Source organism: Streptomyces sp. (genome assembly GCF_050698815.1).
Taxonomy (GTDB): domain Bacteria; phylum Actinomycetota; class Actinomycetes; order Streptomycetales; family Streptomycetaceae; genus Streptomyces.
The window spans coordinates 1-3,908 of the sequence record NZ_JBOHCV010000558.1 but is presented as its reverse complement, the minus strand read 5'-3'; the positions used below and the strand labels follow the sequence as shown (position 1 = coordinate 3,908).

Genomic DNA, 3,908 nt, shown 5'->3' with positions numbered 1-3,908 from the left:
GGCCTCGAGTCACCGGCGTCCGCATCCTGCGACTCCGGTTCCGGCAGGGGTGGTTGGTTGGTGGTGTTCTCTCCGGTGTTCTTCTGTGGTTGACGGCCGCCGCCCCGACCGGTCGGCTCACCGACGGCCGGACAACCGGCACTCGGCGGTGACGGCTGCTGCGCGGGCGACTCGGCGGGGTGAGCGGTGATCAGCCGGGCCAGGCCCGGGGCCGGGCGGTGGCCGTCGCGTACGGAGGCGGCCTGCTCGGCCGTCAGCGGCTCGTTGGAGATGAGCTGGACGGTGACGAACCGTCCGCTCTCCACCCGCACCCGCCACTCGTGCAGGTATCCCTCGGCGAGCAGCTCCTGCTTGGCGTTCTGGAACGCGGTCTTCTTGATCCGCGCGCGCTGCGCGGTGGCGCTCAGTGGTTCGTCGGCGCTGTCCGGCAGCGAGAGTTGCCAGACCAGCAGGTGCACGGCGTGCGAGGACAGCCGCGGGTGGCGAATGATCTGGTTGGGGATCTGCGCGAAGAAGCGCGCAGGCGAGATAACATGCCGAAGCATCCCGGGACTCCTTTGAAGTCCTGTGGGGTGTAGGTCCCCGGACGGTGTTCCACCACCGGTCGGGGACCGCCTCGTTCTGGCACGAGGCGACCCGCTTGAGGGGCAGCGTACACCTCACGGTGACGATCGGACGACCATACGTCACGCATGGTGACGCTCGGGCCAAGCCACGAACCGTCGGCTCGGACGCACCGAAGACGGCAAGGGTCGGCGGTCGAGGCCCGGCCGTTACGGCAGGCGCTCCGCGATGACGTTGCCGGGGTCGTCCAGCCACGTGTGCTGGCCGCGATCGGAGACGGTGACGCCGAAGCGGCCGAGGTCCGGCTGCTCGGCCTCGCGCCATGTCGTGTAGGCGGCGACGACCTCCGACCACAGGTTCCGGGGGCCGTAGGCGACCACGGAGGTGGGCTCGTACCAGCCGCCGTAGGACACCACCGTCACCGAGCTGCCGGCCTGGTCCCACAACTGGACCTGGCGCTCCTCGCCGTCGCCGCGGTGAGCGTAGTCGATGTCCGGCACCCACAGCCCGAGCGCGAAGTCCTGCGCCCAACCGCCGCCCAGAATCTGACCCGGCTCGATCACCGACGCGGACCTGCGGCAACTCTCCGGTGGAGACAGCTCTCTGCCGGGGCGCTCGCCACGCGCCCACATGTAGTGAGCGGTCCCCACCAACCGGCCCGATGCCGTACCGCCGTCCACGGTGAGCCTGAGAAGCCCACCGCCGGCATAGCACGTGCCGAACGGCGCAAGAACGACCGCGCCACCCGTGCACTGCTCCACCCACGCACGGGGAATCCGCCGCACCGCCGCGGTGGCGATGATCCGGTCATACGGCGCCGAACCGTCCCATCCCTCCATACCGTCGCCACAGACGATCCGGGGGTGACAGCCGGCCTTGGCGAGGTTGTCCGCGCCCCACGAGGACAGCTCCGGGTCGATCTCCACCGTCGTGACGTTGCCGTCGCCGACGCGCTCACACAGCAACGCCGTGGCATACCCGGAGCCCGTGCCCAGCTCCAGCACCCGATGACCGGGCTCCAGGTCGAGATGACACAGCTTGGAGCACACGATGTCCGGGGCGGACACCGAGCTGGTGAAGTCGCCGCGGGCCGGTACCCGCGGCAGCCGGTGACCGTCCATCTGCGTGACGACGCTGCGGTGCGGATCCCAGACGGCTCGATACCAGGCGTCGGGGTCCCCGTCGCGGTCGAGTACCGGATACAGCCCGTCCTGCCCCGCGACCTGGGACCAGACCCTGCGCGGTACGAAGTGCGCGCGGTCCACGGCATGGAACGCATCGCGCACCCAGGCGGCACGGAAGGCTCCCTTGGCCGCTACCGCACCCCCGCAGATGTCACGGAAGTCCACGAGTGCTGCTACTTCTTCTCGGGGTTGTCGCCGTCCGGACTCGGCGGCTCCGGCGGCGGGGTCCACGGCTTGTCCGACGGCTCTCCCCTGTGATTCCCCACAGCGCCTCCTCGCTCGGTACGTGCAGTCGGTTGCCTGTACCGTACCCAGAGTGACGATTGCGGGGATTCGGCCGCAACCCCGTCCGGGCAACGCTCATCCCGTACGGGCGAATTGCTCGCTTCGCAGGCCGAAGCACCCGGTTCGCGCATACCGTCTACCGGGAGCGACGCGCTGACCGGCGGTGCTGTACGCGTCAGCGGTGAGCTTGTACGCGGCGTGCAGCGTGACCGACCGTCGGCTCGCACGTTGGGCGCGCAAGTGCGGTACGCAGTAGGCGAGTCGGTGTGCGGGGCGGTACGGAGGGGTGCGGGCATGGAGGATCACGAACAACTGCCGGGGCAGGAGTCCGAGTCCGGGTCGGGCATCCTGCACGTCTTCGGGCGGCAGCTGAAACTGTGCCGGAAACGGGCGGGCCTGGAGCGGCCGGAGCTGGGCGCGCAGACGGGGTACTCGGCGTCGACGATCGCCTCCTTCGAGCAGGGCCGCCGCATCCCACCGCCACGGTTCATCGACCAGGCCGACGAACTGCTGGACGCGGGCGGCGTGCTGCGGGCCGGCAAGGAAGAGGTTGCGCGGGCTCAGTACCCGGCGTTCTTCCGGGATGCGGCGCGGTTGGAGACGGAGGCCGTTGAGCTGTTCGCGTACGACACGCACGTCGTCAAAGGGCTGTTGCAGACTGAGGAGTACATGCGTGCGCTGCTGACGATGAGGCGCCCTCTCCTGGACGAGGCAACGATCGAGCAGCGCGTCGCAGCACGTCTGGCCCGTCAGGAGATCTTCAACCGGTGGCCTGCGCCATTGCTGAGCTTCGTTCTGGAAGAGTCGGTACTGCGACGTCGACTCGGGGGTAGTTCGGTGCAGCGCGGCCAACTTGAGCAGATCCTGCTTATCGGCCAGAAGCGGAACGTTGAGATCCAGATCATGCCTCTGGACCGGGAGGACAACGCTGGAGTCGATGGGCCGTTCACCGTCCTCACCCGACGGGGCGCTGACGAGGTCGGCTACATGGAGGCCCAGGGCAGGAGCACACTGGTGACTGATCGAGAAGAAGTCCGTGCTCTCGCGGCACGTTATGGGATCATCCGAGCGCAGGCGCTCACCCCTCGTGAGTCTCTGGCCTTCGTCGAAAAGCTGCTGGGAGAGGTATGAACATCGAAGTAGTCACTGATTCCGCTGCTCAACTGGCCTGGTTCAAGAGCAGCTACAGCGGTGCTGAGGGCGGCGATTGTATCGAGGTCGCGGCCACTCCCCGCACCATCCACGTCCGCGACTCGAAGGACAGGGAAGGACCGATACTGTCAGTGGCCCCTGCTGGCTGGGCCGCCTTCGTAGGGTTCGCCGCGCAGGACTGATCGCCCGCAGCCAACGGCGCCCCGCCACCGGAAGCGATCCGGAGGTGGGGCGCCTTCTTGTACGCGCTTGTACGCGTGGCTCAGTCCACCTTCTTGGCCCGTCCGCGCGTCTTCCTCTCGGGACGCCAGGCCGTGAGGTCGTCTGCCGAGAGGCCGTGCTTGCTGCGCTGCTCGTCCAGGTACGCCTGGTACTCCTCGGCCGGATTGCCGCCCCACTCCTCATCATGCTCACCATGCCACTGGTGCACCCACGGCATCAGCTCCTGGATGCCCGCGATGAGCGGAGTCAGGCGCGGGCTGGCCCAACCGGCCTGGTCCGTACGGTCATTGATCACGTTGACCAGGGCCTGCACCTGGTCCTTGTGATCCCAGCCGGCCCAGCCGAGCAGAAGGGTGGGATCGGCGTCGGGCGACGCGTCCGGGTAGGAGATGAATCGCTCCTTCGGCACGTCCAGCTTGCCGCGATGCGACCAATAGGACGTCTTGAGGAAGTCGGCGGACGCGTACTTCGGCGGCACGGGGATGTCGAGCCGCTCCCCGG

Annotated in this window: 4 protein-coding genes and 1 pseudogene; 2 read left to right on the top strand and 3 right to left on the bottom strand. The window is 68.4% G+C overall.

All coding sequences use genetic code 11. The features are described from left to right. Both ACRDP3_RS20175 and ACRDP3_RS20170 read right to left on the bottom strand, forming a co-directional pair. Positions 1 to 545: pseudogene (locus ACRDP3_RS20175) on the bottom strand (hypothetical protein); the annotation flags it as partial. 228 nt (positions 546 to 773) lie between these two features. Then, complete coding sequence (locus ACRDP3_RS20170) at positions 774 to 1,913, bottom strand: methyltransferase domain-containing protein (protein ID WP_431518377.1); 1,140 nt, start codon at positions 1,911 to 1,913, stop codon at positions 774 to 776. Positions 1,914 to 2,327: 414 nt separating this feature from the next. Here ACRDP3_RS20170 and ACRDP3_RS20165 point away from each other — a divergent pair, with 414 nt between their 5' ends. Further along, a complete protein-coding gene (locus ACRDP3_RS20165) occupies positions 2,328 to 3,164 on the top strand; it encodes a helix-turn-helix domain-containing protein (protein ID WP_431518376.1) in 837 nt (278 codons plus the stop codon). Continuing rightward, positions 3,161 to 3,367, top strand: a complete 207-nt coding sequence (locus tag ACRDP3_RS20160) for a DUF397 domain-containing protein (RefSeq protein ID WP_431518375.1) — start codon at positions 3,161 to 3,163, stop codon at positions 3,365 to 3,367. Before ACRDP3_RS20165 ends, ACRDP3_RS20160 begins: the two co-directional genes overlap by 4 nt. 80 nt (positions 3,368 to 3,447) lie before the next feature. Here the strand turns inward: ACRDP3_RS20160 and ACRDP3_RS20155 are convergent. Further along, on the bottom strand, positions 3,448 to 3,908 hold a 461-nt coding region (locus tag ACRDP3_RS20155; protein WP_431518374.1), incomplete at its 5' end, for a DUF7008 domain-containing protein.

Excerpts from the sequence above, each read along its gene's own strand:
- ACRDP3_RS20165 (WP_431518376.1), top strand. The coding sequence starts at position 2,328 with ATGGAGGATCACGAACAACTGCCGGGGCAGGAGTCCGAGTCCGGGTCG.
- ACRDP3_RS20160 (WP_431518375.1), top strand. The coding sequence starts at position 3,161 with ATGAACATCGAAGTAGTCACTGATTCCGCTGCTCAACTGGCCTGGTTC.